The sequence below is a fragment of the Staphylococcus sp. HMSC068C09 genome (genome assembly GCF_001813735.1).
Classification (GTDB): Bacteria; Bacillota; Bacilli; order Staphylococcales; family Staphylococcaceae; genus Staphylococcus; species Staphylococcus hominis.
In genome coordinates, this window is sequence record NZ_KV813741.1 from 1 (window position 1) to 13632 (window position 13632).

16 protein-coding genes, 1 tRNA gene, 1 pseudogene and 1 riboswitch are annotated in these 13632 nt (G+C 31.1%); of the genes and pseudogenes, 7 read left to right on the plus strand and 11 right to left on the minus strand.

Features of this window, described 5'->3' with window-relative positions:
* Positions 1 to 90: 90 nt before the first annotated feature.
* Positions 91 to 315 (minus strand): hypothetical protein, encoded by a 225-nt coding sequence (locus HMPREF2930_RS01870; protein WP_002449634.1) that lies wholly within the window; start codon positions 313 to 315, stop codon positions 91 to 93.
* A gap of 247 nt (positions 316 to 562) precedes the next feature.
* Between HMPREF2930_RS01870 and HMPREF2930_RS01875 the strand changes: the two genes are divergently transcribed.
* Both HMPREF2930_RS01875 and HMPREF2930_RS01880 read left to right on the plus strand, forming a co-directional pair.
* Complete coding sequence (locus HMPREF2930_RS01875) at positions 563 to 1009, plus strand: sigma-70 RNA polymerase sigma factor region 4 domain-containing protein (RefSeq protein ID WP_037541109.1); 447 nt, start codon at positions 563 to 565, stop codon at positions 1007 to 1009.
* Entirely contained in the window at positions 996 to 1442 is a 447-nt protein-coding gene (locus HMPREF2930_RS01880; RefSeq protein WP_017176364.1) for a competence protein ComK, read from the plus strand. The genes HMPREF2930_RS01875 and HMPREF2930_RS01880 overlap by 14 nt, the downstream gene beginning before the upstream one ends.
* On the opposite strand, the gene HMPREF2930_RS01885 is transcribed toward HMPREF2930_RS01880, so the two are convergent.
* Positions 1417 to 1881, minus strand: coding sequence for a membrane protein (locus tag HMPREF2930_RS01885; protein WP_017176365.1), 465 nt, complete (start codon positions 1879 to 1881; stop codon positions 1417 to 1419). The two genes, HMPREF2930_RS01880 and HMPREF2930_RS01885, sit on opposite strands and share 26 nt — an antisense overlap.
* 185 nt (positions 1882 to 2066) lie before the next feature.
* Positions 2067 to 2780 carry a transaldolase gene (locus HMPREF2930_RS01890; RefSeq protein ID WP_070597215.1) on the minus strand — a complete coding sequence of 238 codons (714 nt, stop codon included), beginning with the start codon at positions 2778 to 2780 and terminating at the stop codon, positions 2067 to 2069.
* 245 nt (positions 2781 to 3025) lie between these two features.
* On the opposite strand from HMPREF2930_RS01890, the gene HMPREF2930_RS01895 reads away from it, so the two are divergent.
* The 3 genes from HMPREF2930_RS01895 to HMPREF2930_RS01905 are packed head-to-tail and all read left to right on the plus strand — an operon-like array spanning position 3026 to position 4089.
* Positions 3026 to 3334 (plus strand): hypothetical protein, encoded by a 309-nt coding sequence (locus HMPREF2930_RS01895; RefSeq protein WP_017176367.1) that lies wholly within the window; start codon positions 3026 to 3028, stop codon positions 3332 to 3334.
* A 39-nt stretch (positions 3335 to 3373) separates the two neighbouring features.
* Positions 3374 to 3739, plus strand: coding sequence for a fluoride efflux transporter CrcB (gene crcB, locus HMPREF2930_RS01900; RefSeq protein WP_017176368.1), 366 nt, complete (start codon positions 3374 to 3376; stop codon positions 3737 to 3739).
* The gene (locus HMPREF2930_RS01905) at positions 3736 to 4089 is read left to right on the plus strand and encodes a fluoride efflux transporter FluC (RefSeq protein ID WP_017176369.1); all 354 of its coding nucleotides are present in this window, start codon (positions 3736 to 3738) and stop codon (positions 4087 to 4089) included. The genes crcB and HMPREF2930_RS01905 overlap by 4 nt, the downstream gene beginning before the upstream one ends.
* A 57-nt stretch (positions 4090 to 4146) precedes the next feature.
* Here HMPREF2930_RS01905 and HMPREF2930_RS01910 read toward each other — a convergent pair whose 3' ends face one another.
* The 3 genes from HMPREF2930_RS01910 to metK form a co-directional block, all read right to left on the minus strand.
* Positions 4147 to 4983, minus strand: a complete 837-nt coding sequence (locus HMPREF2930_RS01910) for an aldo/keto reductase (protein ID WP_017176370.1) — start codon at positions 4981 to 4983, stop codon at positions 4147 to 4149.
* 114 nt (positions 4984 to 5097) lie between these two features.
* Entirely contained in the window at positions 5098 to 6009 is a 912-nt protein-coding gene (locus HMPREF2930_RS01915; RefSeq protein WP_017176371.1) for an NERD domain-containing protein, read from the minus strand.
* 98 nt (positions 6010 to 6107) lie between these two features.
* The gene (gene metK, locus HMPREF2930_RS01920) at positions 6108 to 7304 is read right to left on the minus strand and encodes a methionine adenosyltransferase (protein WP_017176372.1); all 1197 of its coding nucleotides are present in this window, start codon (positions 7302 to 7304) and stop codon (positions 6108 to 6110) included.
* Positions 7305 to 7418: 114 nt separating this feature from the next.
* A riboswitch (SAM riboswitch) is annotated at positions 7419 to 7531 on the minus strand.
* A gap of 157 nt (positions 7532 to 7688) precedes the next feature.
* Here metK and pckA point away from each other — a divergent pair.
* Positions 7689 to 9281 (plus strand): phosphoenolpyruvate carboxykinase (ATP), encoded by a 1593-nt coding sequence (gene pckA / locus HMPREF2930_RS01925; RefSeq protein ID WP_017176373.1) that lies wholly within the window; start codon positions 7689 to 7691, stop codon positions 9279 to 9281.
* 41 nt (positions 9282 to 9322) lie between these two features.
* On the opposite strand, the gene HMPREF2930_RS01930 is transcribed toward pckA, so the two are convergent.
* On the minus strand, positions 9323 to 10102 hold the full coding sequence (locus HMPREF2930_RS01930) for an alpha/beta hydrolase family protein (RefSeq protein ID WP_083313649.1): 780 nt from the start codon (positions 10100 to 10102) through the stop codon (positions 9323 to 9325).
* Positions 10083 to 10555, minus strand: a pseudogene (ytkD, locus tag HMPREF2930_RS01935) (RNA deprotection pyrophosphohydrolase). Before ytkD ends, HMPREF2930_RS01930 begins: the two are co-directional and overlap by 20 nt.
* Before the next feature lie 67 nt (positions 10556 to 10622).
* Between ytkD and yidD the strand changes: the two are divergent.
* Positions 10623 to 10868 carry a membrane protein insertion efficiency factor YidD gene (gene yidD, locus HMPREF2930_RS01940; RefSeq protein ID WP_017176376.1) on the plus strand — a complete coding sequence of 82 codons (246 nt, stop codon included), beginning with the start codon at positions 10623 to 10625 and terminating at the stop codon, positions 10866 to 10868.
* Here the strand turns inward: yidD and menC are convergent.
* The 3 genes from menC to HMPREF2930_RS01955 all read right to left on the minus strand — a co-directional run bounded on the left by menC (position 10859) and on the right by HMPREF2930_RS01955 (position 13551).
* Positions 10859 to 11866, minus strand: a complete 1008-nt coding sequence (menC, locus tag HMPREF2930_RS01945) for an o-succinylbenzoate synthase (protein WP_017176377.1) — start codon at positions 11864 to 11866, stop codon at positions 10859 to 10861. The two genes, yidD and menC, sit on opposite strands and share 10 nt — an antisense overlap.
* Positions 11867 to 13261, minus strand: coding sequence for an o-succinylbenzoate--CoA ligase (gene menE, locus HMPREF2930_RS01950; protein WP_017176378.1), 1395 nt, complete (start codon positions 13259 to 13261; stop codon positions 11867 to 11869).
* A 199-nt stretch (positions 13262 to 13460) separates the two neighbouring features.
* Positions 13461 to 13551, minus strand: a tRNA-Ser gene (locus tag HMPREF2930_RS01955).
* Positions 13552 to 13632 lie beyond the last annotated feature (81 nt).

Here is a 13632-nt window from a genome sequence, read left to right on the forward strand (position 1 = left end):
TCACTTATCTAGATACTTTATGTCCCGGACTCCAATGATTTTTATCTATTAAATAAATATAGTTATTTGTAGTAAGGTTAACATATTTAATTATTCGTTATTTCTTTTATAATCCATCATAATAAAACTGACAGCTTGCGATCTATTCTTATAATAATATTGATTTAAATCAATTGTCCCTTCAATATCACCATCACGATACATCATTTCATTTGTAAAATTATTTATCATTACAAATTCAGAACGATCTCTAATGACGTCTAAATCATCATGTCTTGCAAAAAAGTGCTCAAGATTTAAATGTGCGTAATCCAACTTCATACCTCCTATATTTTATTGTACAAATGTCGAATATTAATCTTACAAACTTGTTAAAGCCATATATTATCCAATCCAACGATTCTATGTTTACTATTTAACACCTATTTATTAAATTAAGCAAATGAAAATTCACGATACCTCATGTAGAATTTATACATCCGGAAATATTGTTTATGTACATAACTAAGGAGAAAGAATAACTATTTTAGATTTTAGTTCATTACACATAAAATATCATAAAATGATTCATCATTTGTTAAGACAATACCGTATCACTTATAATTATGATGAATTTTATCAATTATTATTAATAAAATTGTGGGAAATCTCCAAAATTTATAACCCATCTTCCTCTGTATCTTTATCCTCTTTTATTTATCAGCGATTAAAGTTTTATCTTATTGATCTTTTTAGAAAGGAGCAATTGAAGATTGACTGCTTAGATATTGCAGCGTTAAATCATTCTTTAACTTATACATTGAAAGATGAATCTTTTTTTAATGATTTCAAATATATTTTAAATTCAAATGAATATCAATGGCTGATATATTATCTTCGTGGATACAAACAATATGAAATCGCTAAAAAGATGAATGTCTCAGACACTACAATTAAAAAATATAAATCTTCTGCCCGTATCAAACTTCAGCAATATTATTTAGAAGGTGATTGGCATGTTACCTCATAATACTTTCGATTTGTTATACATTCAAACTTTAGAAGGTTCCACAATTCAGACTAAATGTTGTTTTAAAACATATGATATGATTCTACCCTTTCATATTAAAAAGATTGTCATATACTATCTAGAACAATTTAATAAATCATATACACAACAACTTAAATTAGCTAAACGCTTATTATCTATCAATAAACTAGTTCCTATTTATATTTCTAAAGACGTCATTTTATTTCCAATCAAACATCAACGTGCACCCATACAAATATATTTTAATGCGCAACGTATTATTGGATTAACGTCTTCTCAAAATAAAACCATTATTACCTTTGATAATTCAGCTCAATGCGTAGTGGATGAGCCTTACATTTTAGTTTATAAAAAATGGCAAGAAAGTATTCTATTAGCCTATTTAATTAATAAGACGACTTCTTTTCATTAAACTTATATTCAAGTAATCTTTTAGTAAACAAAGCAGTCACAAATCTTATGAGATACAAACTGACAACCAAACTAATAATGGCAAAAACTAAGATTAATACAAGATAGATTAGACTTAATTCTGCTTTAGGATTTATAAACTGATTGACTACTGCTAAACTTGCGATAAATCCAGCTAAAAACCATCCTAGTAATAGGATGTAGGTGAGAACAAATAATATAATTAATAAGAAAAAATATCCATTTGAAAAATGTTTATTTCGAAAAATATGAACCTGTAAAAATTGATTAGCAAAACGAGTAGGTTTCATAAATTTCTGTTCTGCATTATTAAATGAAGCATTATTTTGTTCAAAAGTATGTTCTAATAATTGCTTTTCTTTTTTATTTAAAAACCACAATTGTTTTCTTACTTTTTCTCTAAAAGCAGTTTCTTCCATAACTTAATTCCTTTCTATTTAATTATATTCATAAATTTTAACTGAACACCGATTTTAAAACAAACTCAATAAAAAAGAAAGATACTTTATTACTCCCTCTCTTTGATATTCATATAACACTAAAACCGAGTCTAAGACATATTTGTAGTCTTAGACTCGGTTGGTCATAATTAGATATAGTGATTTTATAATATTGATAATCCAGAACTTTTAATATCTTTTGCAAATCCTTGAACTGTATCCACTGGCAATTCATTAATATCGCGTCCAAGATTATTGTTAACTTTCTTAACAACATCTGCTGGACAAGTGATAATATCGGCGCCAATTTCATTAGCTTGGATAATATTGAACACTTCACGGCAACTTGCCCATAATAATTTAACACCATTTTTACTATGTGCGACTTTTACAGATTCTTTCATTAAAGGAAGTGGATCTACACCCGTATCAGCAATACGTCCCGCAAAGACAGAGATATATGTAGGTACACCTTCAGTCACTGCTTCTGTAATAGCTTTAACTTGTTCAATTGTATAAACAGCAGTTACATTTAAACGAACATGATCAGCTGATAACTTTTTAATTAATTCAATTGTAGACTCACCTTTTGAGTTCACAATTGGAATTTTAACAAACACATTGTCTCCATATTGCTTTAAAATTTCTGCTTCTTTCTCCATTGTATCTAAATCATCTGAGAATACTTCAAATGATATAGAAGCATCAGGAATTTCACGTACTGCTTCTTCTGCAAAAGCTTTATAATCTGTTACACCTGCTTTTGCCATTAAGCTAGGATTTGTTGTAAAACCATCTACTTCTTTATTTTTGTATGCAGCTTTCATTTGTTCGATATCTGCACCATCGGCAAATACGTCTACATTTAATTGAGTCATAAAATCTTCCCTTCTCACTTATATTACGAATATAGCTTGCTTTACGAAAAGACACCATACGTATGATTATTTTTTTATGTACAGGATGTTTTACTATTTCGTTAAGTTATTTATATCATGCTTTTTTTGTGTATGCGAATGTTTTGCTTTGAATTTTCTGAAAATTAAAACCTTATGATATAGGTACTATTAAAATGAAATTAAATGTGGTAATATTATTTAATGGTATAAATCGGAGGTATATTATGTCTAAATCAAAAAAATATTTTTATATATCAGTTATTCTTTTAATTATTAGCTTTTATTTTAATACATTTAATCCTTTATTAAGCATTCAATTTAAATCAATAAAAAATTTATTAATTGCATGTAGTATTGTAAATGTTGTCATCCTTATGGCTTCAATTATATTTTCTGATAAAGCAATTAAACATTTAAATTATAAAAATAAAGATTGGATTAAGACCGCTTCTAACATATTACCTTATCTCATATTGGTAGTAATTTTGTTCCATATTTTTGCTTCTATTACAACGTTTGGCATTTTTTCATAATCAAATACGCATAAAATGATATATAAAGGTGAGTATGTTATGCAATATATAACCGTGTTTATAGGTGGTATGTTGGGCGCTTTATTAAGATTTTTGTTTTCCTTTATGAATCAAAGTAACACCTTTCCAATTGGCACATTGATAGCTAACCTGTCAGGTGCTTTTCTTATGGGTTATCTATCTGTAGTAATGATTAAGTTATTTAAAGATCACCCTAAAATTAAAAAAGGTATTACAACTGGTTTTTTAGGCGCTTTAACAACATTTTCAACATTTCAATTTGAGTTAGTCACATTACTTTACAGCCATCATATTATCTTAGCTTTGGTTTATGCATTTATAAGTTATTGCTTTGGTGTTATCTTGTGCTGGATAGGTATGACATTAGGAGGTCTTACATCTTGATACAAGCTCTTTTAATTATGATTGGCGGTGGTTTAGGCGCTGTCGTTAGAGCATGGCTAACTGATGTCACTAAATCCAAATGGTCTACTTCAATACCTATTGCTACTTTAATCGTCAACTGGATTGGAAGTTTTCTCATTGGTTTAACAACTGGCCTCTCTATTCACTTAAACTGGATACATATGTTTTTTATTACTGGATTTTTAGGAGGTTTAACGACATTTTCAACCATGTCTTATGAGCTTGCGCAATGTCTAACACCGTCTTTTAAACTTTTTAAATTTATGATGTATTCTCTATTGCAATTTGTTATAGGATTTATTGCTTGTTGGATTGGTTTTATAATATAACAAAAGAGTGAACTGTGTAGTCAATTAACCTACAAGTTCACTCTTTTTTAATTAAATTTATTGACCTTCAAATGTATCTGGATCAGGTCCTATACGTTGATCTTTATTTAAATCATCAATTCGTTTCATTTGCTCTGCTGATAATTCAAAATCAAATACATCTATATTTTCTTCAATTCTGCTTGATGTAACTGATTTGGGAATAACGACGACGTTATGTTGCATATTCCATTTAATAATAACTTGTGCTGCTGATTTATTAACTTCTTTACCAATTTCATTTAACGTTTCATCGTTTAAAATTTGAGCATTCATAAATGGTGACCAAGATTCCATATAAATATTTTGAGCTTCTAAATATTTTCTAAGTTTTTCTTGAGTAAAGTATGGATGAAATTCTACTTGGTTAATGACTGGTTTAATTGACACTTGTGCTAATAATGCTTCAAAATGATCTGGATTAAAATTACTAACTCCAATGTTTTTAACTTTATTATCTTTATATAAATCTTCCATACCTTTCCATGTATCAATCATTATGGCTTCATTTGTCCCTGGCCAATGTACTAAGTATAAATCTAAATAATCTAACCCAAGTTTTTGGATACTAGTTTCGTAGGCTTGAGCCACATTTTTACGTCCGAAATCTTCGAAAAATAATTTTGATGTTACGAAAATATCTTCTCTATTTAAACCTGTTGATTCTAATCCTTCTTTGATACCTTGGCCTACTTGTTCTTCATTTCCATATACTTTAGCAGTATCTATGCTACGATACCCAGATTCAATAGCATGTTTAACTGCTTCTTTACAAGTATCGTCATTTTCTACTCGAAATGTTCCAAGTCCTAACATTGGCATTTGATTTCCATTATAGAATTCAATATAGTCCATCTTACTTCCTCCTTTAAAAATAACTATTCTGTATATACCCTAAAAGTATATTTATGAACATCGCTTATAATAAAAAAGTACCATCAAAATTTAAAATTTTGATGGTAGCCTCTCTTAGTTAAATGATTCAATTTTATCCATAATATTTTGTAATTCATCGACATTATATTGAATACGTCCATGGAATACAAATTTGTTAAAGAATTCGTCAAGTTGTTCAGGACCAACTAAAACCTTAACACTTGAACTTTGTGCATAGTTTGAAATCGTTACGTCTTTATCATGTTTAGGATTAAAATATAAAATTGATGTTGGCGTATATTTAAGTCCTAATTCTGTTTGTAAATCTGTAGCCAACTTCTCAATTGCAGAAAGTTGATCAGAATAATTAATAAATGATAGTTTCGAATGATTATCTTCATGTTGATCAAGAACTAACGTTTGAGGCGCTTGTGTATTTAAATCAAGTGTATCAAATACTTGCTTCAGCATTGGTAATTCTTGAAATTGTGCGCCACTAATTCCATTATAAACATGACCTTTTAATAATTGTGAATCAATGATATATAAACCAGTTCTAGTAAGCACAAGATGGCTAATACGTTGAATATTATTAAACTCATTACTTGGTAAAAAAATATTAGCCATTATATGCATATCTTCACGTCTAATACGTTTTTCTTTAACTAAACGGTCTCTAATACCAATGAGTCTCATATCAGTCACGTATTCACTTTTATTTTTAGAAAATAATTTCAAAGCATCAATTTCACGTTCTTTTCCATTAACTGTAACTTCAAATTCTTCTTTTTGTTTCGTTACTTGTTTTTTATTTTCAATACGTTCTTTTTCAAGTGCTTCCTCATGTGAAGATTTGAGTTGTTGCTCCTTGAGATTGTACTCTTCATTCGCTTTGTGTTTCATATTATTTTTACTTTTCAAAGCAACTAAAAATAGAATAAAACATATAATCGCTATGATTATCGCTGCAATTAAACCAATCTCAACCGGTCCAAATGAATTCATTAGATAACGCTCCTTTTAAACTGTCAATATCTATCTATTATAATAGAAATAGACGATAATTTCGAGGTTTAACCTAATTAACTGCTATATATCCTATGTTATTTTTGAACGGCATCTTTTAGGACATTCACTTTATCTAATTTTTCCCATGGTAACAATACATCAGTACGACCAAAATGTCCGTATGCAGCTGTTTGTTTGTAAATAGGATGTTTTAAGTCAAGCATTTTAATGATACCTGCTGGTCTTAAATCAAAATGTTTTCTTACCGCTTCAACTAATTGTCCTTCAGAAACTTTACCTGTTTTAAATGTATCAATAGCAATAGATACAGGTTCTGCTACACCAATTGCATAAGCTAATTGCACTTCACATTGCTCAGCTAATCCAGCTGCTACAATATTTTTTGCAACATATCTCGCTGCATATGCCGCAGAGCGATCTACTTTTGTAGGATCTTTACCACTGAAACAGCCACCTCCATGACGAGCATAACCACCATATGTATCTACAATAATTTTTCTTCCAGTTAAACCAGCATCTCCTTGAGGACCCCCAATAACAAATCGACCAGTTGGATTAATAAAGAATTTAGTTTCATCATCAATTAAACCTTCAGGCACAGTCGGATAAATGACATGCTCTTTAATATCTTTTTGGATTTGTTCTAATTCAATGTCTTCAGCATGTTGAGAAGATACCACAATCGTGTCAATACGTTTAGGTTTATCATTTTCATCGTATTCTACTGTTACTTGAACTTTACCATCTGGACGTAAATAACCTAAGGTACCGTCTTTACGCACATCTGATAAGCGTTTCGCTAGTTGATGTGATAAAAAGATTGGAAGCGGCATATATGTTTCGGTTTCATTTGTTGCATAACCAAACATTAATCCTTGGTCTCCGGCACCTGTTGCTTCAATTTCTTCTTCAGATATATCATTGCGATACTCAAGTGCTTTATCTACACCTTGGGCAATATCAGGTGATTGTTCATCAATAGCTGTTAAAACAGCCATTGTTTGATAATCGTAACCATATTTAGCTCTTGTATAACCAATATTTTTGATTGTTTCTCGTACTACTTTAGGAATATCTACATATGTAGACGTTGAAATTTCACCAGAAATTAAAGCCATACCTGTTGTTACTGTTGTTTCACAAGCGACACGTGCATTAGGATCATCTTTTAAAATTTCATCTAAAATCGCATCAGATACTTGATCGGCGATTTTATCTGGATGCCCTTCTGTCACTGACTCTGATGTAAATAAACGTTTATTATAAGTCATGATTTGCTCCTTTTTTTAACTATATTTACGAAAATTCTCTTTTGACAATGAGCTTAAAATAAAAGAGCCTTCTCAACTATCTAGATAGAGAGAAGGCTCTTAAACGTCCATTCGCTCTTATCGTTCAGACAAATATTGCGTCTGCAAACGGTTTGGCACCTTTCTTTTAAAAAAAGAGGTTGCTGGGTTTCATTGGGTCCATGTCCCTCCACCACTCAGGATAAGAGAATCCGTTAAGACCTATACTACATAAATACTTTAAAATTGTCAATTTTGATTTTTAAATGTTCTTTTATTTACAATGGAATAATTAAATTATTATGTTATACTTTTTAATGTAAGGGCTTACACATATAAATGAATAGATATTTGGAGGGATGTTGTATGTCAATAGATACATACAGTGAAACACCTAAAATCAAACACTTATTAGAGAAGGAAACGACTTTATTTCAACTTTCTACTACTCAGCTTTATTACAAGATTTTAAATAATAATGAAGGTGAACTTACTGAACTTGGCGCAATTAATATGAGTACAGGTAAATATACTGGTCGTTCACCAAAAGATAAATTTATCGTTAACGAACCTTCATATCGAGACAATATTGATTGGGGAGACATTAATCAACCTATAGATGAAGACGTGTTTTTAAAATTATACAACAAAGTATTAGATTATTTAGATCAAAAAGATGAATTATACGTTTTTAACGGTTATGCCGGAAGTGATAAAGACTCACAATTAAAATTAAAAATTATCAATGAGCTTGCATGGCATAATTTATTTGCACAAAACATGTTTATCCGACCTGAATCTATTGAGGAAGCAAGTCATATTAAGCCAAATTTCACTATCGTTTCTGCCCCTCATTTTAAAGCCAATCCAGATGTTGACGGTACTCATTCTGAAACATTTATTATTGTTTCATTTAAACATAAAGTGATTTTAATTGGTGGTACTGAATACGCTGGAGAAATGAAAAAAGGTATCTTTTCAGTGATGAACTACTTATTACCTATGCAAGATATTATGAGTATGCATTGTTCTGCCAATGTTGGAGAAAAAGGTGATGTTGCTCTATTCTTTGGATTATCTGGTACAGGAAAAACAACATTATCAGCGACGCCAACTCGCAAATTAATTGGCGATGATGAACATGGCTGGAATAAAAATGGTATTTTTAACATTGAAGGTGGTTGCTATGCAAAAGCTATCCACTTATCTAAAGAAAAAGAACCTCAAATTTATAATGCCATTCAATATGGTACTATTCTTGAAAATACAATTGTTAATGAACGTGGCCATGTTGATTTTGATGATAATACGAACACAGAAAACACACGTGCTGCTTATCCAATTCATCATATCGATAATATCGTATTACCTTCTAAAGCTGCACACCCTAATACAATTATCTTCTTAACTGCAGATGCATTTGGTGTACTTCCACCTATTTCTAAATTATCTAAATCTCAGGCAATGTATCATTTCTTAAGTGGTTTTACGTCAAAATTAGCTGGCACAGAACGTGGCGTGACAGAACCTGAACCATCATTTTCAACATGCTTTGGCGCTCCATTTTTACCTTTGCATCCTACTAAATATGCGAATTTACTTGGTAAGTTAATTGATGACCATGATGTTGATGTATATCTAGTAAATACAGGATGGACTGGTGGAAAATATGGTGTTGGACGTCGTATCAGCTTACATTATACACGTTATATGGTAGATCAAGCTATTTCTGGCAAGCTAAAACAAGCTACATTTACTAAAGATGAAATATTTGGTTTAAGTATACCAACTGAAATGGAAGATGTGCCTAAGACTATTTTAAATCCAATCCATGCTTGGAATGATCCTGAGGCTTATCGTCATCAAGCTAATGACTTAAAACAACGTTTTGAAGAAAACTTCAAAACATTTGGAGATGAAGTAAAAGATATTGCTAAAGATGGTGGATTTAGTCATTAATAATATATCTAAACAAAAGACTTACATGATAACTGTTATAGTCATCTTTGTAAGTCTTGTTCTATATTATTCATCCATTGATGTATATAATCTAAAACTTCTTTCAATGCTTTCGGTCTTGGGACATGGCCTTCGTCAAGTTGATAAAATGTATCATGTTTGACCCCTTTACGTTCTAGTTGTTCTTGAAGAAAATACGCTTGATGTATACCCACTTGCCAATCTTTACCACCATGTACAATTAAAATAGGTGGACTGTTTTGATTCAACGTACGTATCGCATTTCTTTGTTCATATGCCTTTTTATCTTTTTTCGGATGACCTACCATACGTCTTAGCATTCCCCTTAAATCCACACGTTCTTCATACATTAAATGAACATCTGAAACGCCACCCCAAATAATATAACTATCAACTGGATCATCCTGAAATGATAATAAACCTTGAATTCCACCTCTTGAAAATCCAATCATATGGACGAAAGCTTGGGGATACTTATTTTTTAATAATCGAATAAGTACTGTTACATCATGTAAATCAGCATTACAAAATTCATCTTTTCCTTCACTACCATTACTTCCTCTATAATAGGGACCTATAACTAATGTATACGAATCAGAAAATTGCATGAGTCTTGAAGCTCTTACTCTACCAACTTGCCCTTTTCCACCACGTAAATACACTACAATTCGTTTAACATTATGATACGCTGGGATCATCTGTAACGCTTTTACATTTAATTCGTCTACTGTATAAGTTATTTCCTCAAATCGATGAGTGTTGGATTCAACAGGCATTGTTCTAATATTTGTAATACCCAAGATCTTTCACCCTTTCTAAACATTTTAAAATTGCTTCATCTTTAATTAAATAACTTTTTGGTGCTCAGGAATCTCATTAACTAGATGAAATAATATAGGACCCTCTGTTTCCAAATAATCATGTTTATGTTCAATTGATTTCACTTTAATCACGTACACATCTTTTTTAAAAAGTGACTTATCAAAGGTATGAACTTGATATTGCGCGATATAATATAAGGCTTCTACCTTTCCACCTGTTTCTTCATAAAGTTCTCTAGCAATCGCTTGTTGACTAGTTTCATTAATTTCAACTTTACCTCCAGGGAACTCGATACCTCTTTTAGAGTGTTTAGTGAATAATAATTGATTTTGAAATATCGGAATAGCTAAAACGTGGTTTCCATTCGGTATATCGTTATCAGTTTTATATTGCATCGTGACTCGTCTATCATCTTGATCGATAAACTCCATATCACTCATCCCCCTCTTAAATATGGTAGAATTATTTAATAATCAAATGTCTATAGGAGGTTTATTTATGCTTAAAAAATTATTTCTAAGCATCATTCGTATTTATCAGCATTTCATCTCCCCTATGACACCACCAACATGTCGATTCTATCCTACTTGTTCTGAATATACTAAAGAAGCTATAGAAGTATATGGAGCATTTAAAGGTGGCTATATGGGAGTAAAACGTATTTTAAAATGCCATCCATTTCATGAAGGTGGATTTGATCCCGTACCTTTAAAAAAAGACAAACATACACATCATCATTCATAAACAGATAATGCATTTATATTAACTTTAGGGGGATTGAAATATATCAATCCTTCTTTTAATTTGCCTATGCCTTGTGTAAAGTCTGTTTCAAAATAATATCCATCTGGAGTAATATCTCCTGGATAAGACCCTTCTTTTGCTAATAAAGCAGTAAAATATCGACTAAGTCCATATTCATACATCCCACCAACGATCACTTTAATATCTTTCTCTTTTAATAAGTGAATGAGTTCTAGCGCTCTATCTATTCCTCCCAGTCTAAATGGTTTAACCACAACCGCAGTTATAGGATATTGATGAATAATTTTCAAAATTGATTGTACGTCCGTTGCTTTTTCATCAATAGCAATAGCAGGATAATGCGTAACATCTATATAGCTTAAATCATTTAAATCTTTAAATGGTTCTTCAACGTATAGAAGATTGTGTTGATCAATCTCTTTTAATAATTGAAATTGTGACATATCCAGTGATTCATTTGCATCGAGTGCAAGACTAAATTCAAATGGAAGTTCATTGCGTAGCTTTTTTATATCGTTAATGAGATGAGAACTCCATTTTAATTTAATACGTGCTGGCTTTGTGTCTTTAAGTGTTTGTAATTGTGAAGAAGATAAACCACTTACTGTTGCCCCATATTCAACGTTAAAGCACGGTTGTGAATAAAACATCTGATAAACCGCCATCACAACAGTACATCTAGTAGCTGGATAACTATCTAATACATCAAGATAAGGTAACCAGTCACTAAATGTATTGAATGATTGATTTAAAATCTTTTTTGACCATTGTTGTATTCGTATTTTTACTGTCTCAATTGTTTCAGTATCATACCAATCCGTTTCAAATGCATTACATTCACCAAAATAATTTTTCCCTTCATCAGAAATAAATCGTACTATGAGTGCTTTACGATGTGTCATTTCGACTTTAGGCGTCGTAATCGGAGAATGAAACGGCGCGGTATAGTAATAAAATTGTATATCAATGATTTTCATTTAATGATCCTCAGTTCCAACTTTATTACGTTGTAATTTTCCAGTAGAAGTATAAGGTAATGCATTGACGTGTTGATATATCTTAGGAACTTTATATTTTGCTAAATGTTCTTGTAAAAAATTTATAAGATCATTAACCTCAATTGTTTCACTTGCGACATAGTAAAGCGCTGGAATCTGACCCCAAGTCTCATCTTCTTTAGGTACACATACTGCATCTATAATTCCATTGAATGTTTTAGCTACTGTTTCAATTTCATAAGGATAGATATTTTCTCCACCACTAATAATAAGGTCTTTACGTCGATCATAAACCATTACAAAACCATCACTGTCTATTTCTGCAATATCTCCTGTTTTAAAGAAACCATCTTCAAATGTGTTATCCAAATCTTTAGGATACAAATATCCGTTCATTACACTGTCGCCTTTGATAAGTAATTCACCATGTCCCTCTTCATTAGGTTGTTTAATACATACTTCAACATTATCACTTGGTTTACCTACTGTATCATATCGTTTAGCTAACATATCTGGCGAAGCGGTTAGGAACTGCGAACATGTTTCTGTCATTCCAAAAGAATTATAAATAGGTAATTGATAACTCAATGCCTGTTGTATGAGCGTGGATGATAATTTAGCACCCCCAAGTAATATTTTTTCAATTGAGTATGGTTTATTTAAACCAGCATCCATTAGCCACTTTAACGTTTGTGGCACAAGTGACACATGTGTAGGATATTCGTTTTTAATAATAGTCAACATATCTTCAGTATTATATTTATTTAATAAACGTACAGTAAATCCTTCAATCACAGCACGTAAAATCACGCTAAGTCCTGAAATATGATAAATTGGAAGAACCGATAACCATGTCGTTTGTTGATCAAATCCTAGACTTTCTTTACAACCTAATGCACTTGCATAGTGATTTTTAAATGTTTGAGGTACTGCTTTTTGGGGTCCTGTCGTCCCTGATGTAAACATAATAGATGCAATACGATGAATATCAAATTGTTTATGATTAGGCGTATCAGGATAATCATTGAGTTGATTAAATGAGAGAACTTGATGTGAAGATAAATCGAACTCTTTTGTAGTTAAAATAAGTTGAACATTCACTGAGTTCATTTGATTAGTCATTTCAGTTGTTGTTAATCGTGTATTGATCATTGCAATTTCAATTTGCGCTAACCAACATGCGTGCACTAAAATAACAGAATCAATGTCGTTTCCAATATATAGTCCTACCCTACTTTCATTTAAAGATAATAATTTTTTTGAAAGCTGATACGCTGTAGAATATAATTGATTATATGTTAATGTATACTGACCATCTATAACCGCGATTTTGTTTTTGTTTTTTATACTTTGCTCTTTTAACCAAAATTCCAAAATTCATTCCTCCAATAGTTATACACTCTATATTATAACGATTTTTAAATGACTTAACAGGACTCATGTTTGAATTTATTTTGTGATTGTTTTATTTTTAAAAAGATATTATCCATTTTAAGATAAATATAGTTGAATACTTGATATATCATATCTATAAAAAACTCAGAATGGAAAATAACCATTCTGAGCTACTGTACGGAGAGTAAGGGATTCGAACCCTTGAGACGCGATAAAGCGCCTACACACTTTCCAGGCGTGCTCCTTCAGCCAGACTCGGACAACTCTCCTCTATTCAATTAAATAAAAAAACAGAAGCGATGTTTCACTTCTGTTTATATGACTCCTACGGGACTCGAACCCGTGTTACC

What these genes read in the sequence shown, in the direction of transcription:
- crcB (WP_017176368.1), top strand. Translation starts at nt 3,374, where the DNA reads ATGCAATATATAACCGTGTTTATAGGTGGTATGTTGGGCGCTTTATTA.
- HMPREF2930_RS01910 (WP_017176370.1), bottom strand. Translation starts at nt 4,983, where the DNA reads ATGGACTATATTGAATTCTATAATGGAAATCAAATGCCAATGTTAGGA.
- menC (WP_017176377.1), bottom strand. Translation starts at nt 11,866, where the DNA reads ATGAAAATCATTGATATACAATTTTATTACTATACCGCGCCGTTTCAT.
- pckA (WP_017176373.1), top strand. Translation starts at nt 7,689, where the DNA reads ATGTCAATAGATACATACAGTGAAACACCTAAAATCAAACACTTATTA.
- HMPREF2930_RS01915 (WP_017176371.1), bottom strand. Translation starts at nt 6,009, where the DNA reads ATGAATTCATTTGGACCGGTTGAGATTGGTTTAATTGCAGCGATAATC.
- HMPREF2930_RS01890 (WP_070597215.1), bottom strand. Translation starts at nt 2,780, where the DNA reads ATGACTCAATTAAATGTAGACGTATTTGCCGATGGTGCAGATATCGAA.
- yidD (WP_017176376.1), top strand. Translation starts at nt 10,623, where the DNA reads ATGCTTAAAAAATTATTTCTAAGCATCATTCGTATTTATCAGCATTTC.
- HMPREF2930_RS01885 (WP_017176365.1), bottom strand. Translation starts at nt 1,881, where the DNA reads ATGGAAGAAACTGCTTTTAGAGAAAAAGTAAGAAAACAATTGTGGTTT.
- HMPREF2930_RS01895 (WP_017176367.1), top strand. Translation starts at nt 3,026, where the DNA reads ATGTCTAAATCAAAAAAATATTTTTATATATCAGTTATTCTTTTAATT.
- metK (WP_017176372.1), bottom strand. Translation starts at nt 7,304, where the DNA reads ATGACTTATAATAAACGTTTATTTACATCAGAGTCAGTGACAGAAGGG.
- HMPREF2930_RS01880 (WP_017176364.1), top strand. Translation starts at nt 996, where the DNA reads ATGTTACCTCATAATACTTTCGATTTGTTATACATTCAAACTTTAGAA.
- HMPREF2930_RS01875 (WP_037541109.1), top strand. Translation starts at nt 563, where the DNA reads ATGATTCATCATTTGTTAAGACAATACCGTATCACTTATAATTATGAT.